At 61.2% G+C, this 2,417-nt stretch carries 4 protein-coding genes and 1 pseudogene; all 5 read left to right on the plus strand.

The features are described from left to right. Positions 1–170: 170 nt before the first annotated feature. Positions 171–953, plus strand: a complete 783-nt coding sequence (locus LH128_RS34090) for a DUF5983 family protein (RefSeq protein WP_202196501.1) — start codon at positions 171–173, stop codon at positions 951–953. Between the two features lie 36 nt (positions 954–989). After that, positions 990–1,289 (plus strand): annotated as a pseudogene (locus LH128_RS26695) (hypothetical protein); the annotation flags it as partial. A gap of 17 nt (positions 1,290–1,306) precedes the next feature. Next, positions 1,307–1,675 (plus strand): DUF3768 domain-containing protein, encoded by a 369-nt coding sequence (locus LH128_RS26700; protein WP_008832813.1) that lies wholly within the window; start codon positions 1,307–1,309, stop codon positions 1,673–1,675. A 68-nt stretch (positions 1,676–1,743) separates the two neighbouring features. Then, positions 1,744–2,040: a type II toxin-antitoxin system RelE/ParE family toxin gene (locus tag LH128_RS26705; RefSeq protein WP_008832814.1), complete on the plus strand. Its 297-nt coding sequence runs from the start codon at positions 1,744–1,746 to the stop codon at positions 2,038–2,040. A gap of 4 nt (positions 2,041–2,044) precedes the next feature. Continuing rightward, on the plus strand, positions 2,045–2,353 hold the full coding sequence (locus tag LH128_RS26710; RefSeq protein WP_008832815.1) for an addiction module antidote protein: 309 nt from the start codon (positions 2,045–2,047) through the stop codon (positions 2,351–2,353). Positions 2,354–2,417: the final 64 nt, after the last annotated feature.

Here is a 2,417-nt window from a genome sequence, read left to right on the forward strand (position 1 = left end):
CGACGGAACCTGGTGCTGGGGCGACGACTTTGATCCTGCCGATTACTCATTCATGTCGAACGATTACGAGGTCATCGACATGGGCGACATGCCGCGCGTCGAACGGCTCGCTCGCGAGGATGCGCAGCTTTGCGCCGATGTCCTCGAAGAACTGCGCTGAGGGCCGCAACATGGTAGACCGCGTTTCCGCGTCGATCACCATCGGCGGCACCATCAGCCTCTCGCTTTGGCAGACCCTCTCGACCGCGATCGCGGCCGAGGCCCTGTCCACCGATTGGGACGGCGAGCCCTTCAACGACAGCGACCTGACCGAAGGCCAGCCCTTGCGCCTCTTTGCCCACGAAGTCGCCAATGGCACCTTCAAGGAACTGGAGCCGATCTGCGAAGCCCATGGAGTGCCGTTCGTGCGCTCCTCCTACGGTTTCACCGGGCAATGGGGCCCGGAGAAGGTCGTCTTCTCCGGGACCGGCGATCCGGTCATCTATCCCTGCAGCGAAGACGGCACCCCATATGTCGATCGCGCGAAGATCGACGCGCTCGGCAGTCTCGCTGCGGTGACTACCTATCTGGACGAGGCCGATTTCGCTGTTCCCCCGATCGTTATCACCGACGAGACCGGGGAGGGCGCCTCGATCGGTACTACCGTCGCTCTCGCCCAGGCCGCCCACGTCCCGCCTCCGCTCGAAATCGCCAGAATGCTGGTCCTCAGCACGAGGCATATGAGCCCCGCGACGGCTGCGAACTGGATGCCGCACTGTCCCTGGACCTGCTTCGACAAGGACGACTATGGCTGGTTCATGCACGTCTGCGATGACGTCGGCATAACCGAAGCCGAAGGCGTCCCCGCCGAGATCCGTTCGGCCATCCACGTCGCCAAGCGCGAAAACTGCGGATGGATCATGTGGGACTGCGATGGTCCGCAGGTCGATGAACTGCCGGAATACGAGTGGTGACACGCTCCCGGCACCTCCCCGTGACGCAGCTGCACGTGCCTTCGCCTGATCGTCCTTGTCGAAGCACGCGCCGCACCCCGGCTCCACACGGTAGAAGGTCTCTGGCGTAAATCCACGCGCGCGAAGCCGGGGCGCATGACGGACTTCATCCGCCATGAACGGCTGCTGCCCGCTGACGACATCGACCGGATCATCAGCGATGCCCCGCTGGACCTCATCCAGTTTCAGGACGTCGCGGCCTCGATCCCCGTCGACGAGCGCCCGACCATGCGCAGCTGGATCGAACGCTTCAACGCTGCCGTGCCCGCATCGCAGCGCCCACGTCTCGCCGCCTGACCCACAGGAGAATTGCCATGTCCCTTGCGACTGCCGCAGCCGGTATGTCCGAACGCGAAATCATTGCCCGCCTCAACGATCGCTGCCGGCATGGTCTCGACCGTACCGGGCGCATCGTCATCACCCGCACCTGCCTCGGCACCTTTGCCGACAGCAAGATGGCCGAACTGGTCGCCCAGGCCCAGATTCTCGCCGAGGTCCGCAAATTCACCTATCCTGACGACGACAGGACCGAGCGCGATCGCGGCCAGATCGAATACCGGGGCACCGCCGTACACTTCCGTATCGACGCCTACGACGCCGATCTGAAATGGGGTTCGCCCGATCCCACGGACGCCAGCGTCACGCGCCGCGTCATGACGATCATGGTCAGCGAGGATCTCTGACGTGCGCACAAATGTTCCGATTGCCAACCATGGTTGACAGTCGGAAGTCTGTCAACTAGGGTTATCACATGATCGAGATGATCCAGTCTAACGCCTTCAATCAATGGTTGGCTGGTTTGCGCGATTCAAATGCGAAAGCCCGGATACAGATCCGCCTGCGTCGTTTGAGCCTTGGAAATCCAGGCGACGTAAAGCCCGTAGGGGATGGAATATCCGAGCTTCGCATTGATTATGGCCCGGGATACCGCGTGTATTACATGAAGCGCGGCCCCATCGTAATTGTCCTGCTTTGTGGCGGTGACAAGAGCACCCAGGCACGAGACATCGCGCAGGCAAAGTCAATCGCGACCGCATGGAAGGAATGAAATCATGGACGTGACTTTTAGCCGTTACGATCCCGCCGACTTCCTCAAAAGCGAAGCGGACATTGCGGCATATCTGGACGCCGCTGCTGAGGATGGTGATACCGCCGTAATCGCCGCCGCTCTGGGCGATGTGGTGCGCGCTCGCAATCTCAGCAAGCTCTCACGCGATACCGGCCTTAGCCGTGAAGGGATTTACAAAGCCTTGTCCGGAGAAGGGAATCCGAGCTTCGCGACGATCGGCAAAATTGCCGATGCCCTCGGATTGCGTATCAGCTTTCAACCAAATCACCAGGCAATCACACCGGCTCCATAACAGCCGCTGGCCTCAATTGCAGGAGATCAGGCCGTGAGCTTGTCTATCGAAACCTTCCGCTCGA

It is taken from the genome of Sphingomonas sp. LH128 (assembly GCF_000293195.2).
In the GTDB taxonomy this organism is placed as follows: Bacteria; Pseudomonadota; Alphaproteobacteria; order Sphingomonadales; family Sphingomonadaceae; genus Novosphingobium; species Novosphingobium resinovorum_A.

What these genes read in the sequence shown, in the direction of transcription:
- LH128_RS34090 (WP_202196501.1), top strand. Translation starts at nt 171, where the DNA reads ATGGTAGACCGCGTTTCCGCGTCGATCACCATCGGCGGCACCATCAGC.
- LH128_RS26700 (WP_008832813.1), top strand. Translation starts at nt 1,307, where the DNA reads ATGTCCCTTGCGACTGCCGCAGCCGGTATGTCCGAACGCGAAATCATT.
- LH128_RS26705 (WP_008832814.1), top strand. Translation starts at nt 1,744, where the DNA reads ATGATCGAGATGATCCAGTCTAACGCCTTCAATCAATGGTTGGCTGGT.
- LH128_RS26710 (WP_008832815.1), top strand. Translation starts at nt 2,045, where the DNA reads ATGGACGTGACTTTTAGCCGTTACGATCCCGCCGACTTCCTCAAAAGC.